The sequence below is a fragment of the Pseudomonas sp. FME51 genome (genome assembly GCF_014897305.1).
In genome coordinates, this window is sequence record NZ_JABUYN010000047.1 from 1 (window position 1) to 677 (window position 677).

The 677-nt window shown below is 45.5% G+C and carries 1 protein-coding gene; it reads right to left on the reverse strand.

The features are described from left to right. Positions 1-677, reverse strand: a 677-nt coding sequence (locus INT39_RS22330; RefSeq protein WP_193076152.1) for an RHS domain-containing protein, incomplete at both ends; no start/stop codon positions are given.

Here is a 677-nt window from a genome sequence, read left to right on the forward strand (position 1 = left end):
GTGTCCTTATCATAGTAGCGAAAGCGATTGTAATACAAGCCACTTTCTTTATCTTCATATTGTCCCGCAAACCGAAAATGACATTCGGTATATTCAGGGTCATTATCGGCATAATCATCATGAGATTGCCAAAACGCCATTTGTCCCCAGGTATTTAACCGTCCTGCCCAGCTAACAATCCCTTTTTCGCTAAAGATTTCGCGTGGTGTGCCTTGATGGTCAGTGACCACATAATGCAGTTTTCCACGTTGATAACGGGCTGTTGGGGTGATTTCACCGGGTTGATAGAGCCACTGAATTTGAGCGTCATAAGCGGGTGTCCCATCCGCATAAATCGGGGTTTCTTGCACCATTTGGTCGCCAGACCACAGGTAATCGACACGCTGAACACGTTTATTTTTAAAGGGTGAATTGGGCGGTGAAATAGGGCGATTATCGACCACCTTGCTTTTGCTTAGTCGTCGCCCAAAGGCATCGTAAGTGTAACGCCAACATTCCCCTTCAGGATTAAAACAGGCAATAAGTTGGTTAAGCGTATTCCATTGGTAATACCACGTTTTCGCCCGAAAACCGTGCTGATGAACCCCTTTTTGCGTTAATCGACCATTAATGTCGTAATGGTAATCTTGATAACCTTTAGCGGTGATACGGCGAGTGACACGGCCTTTTTGTTGCTG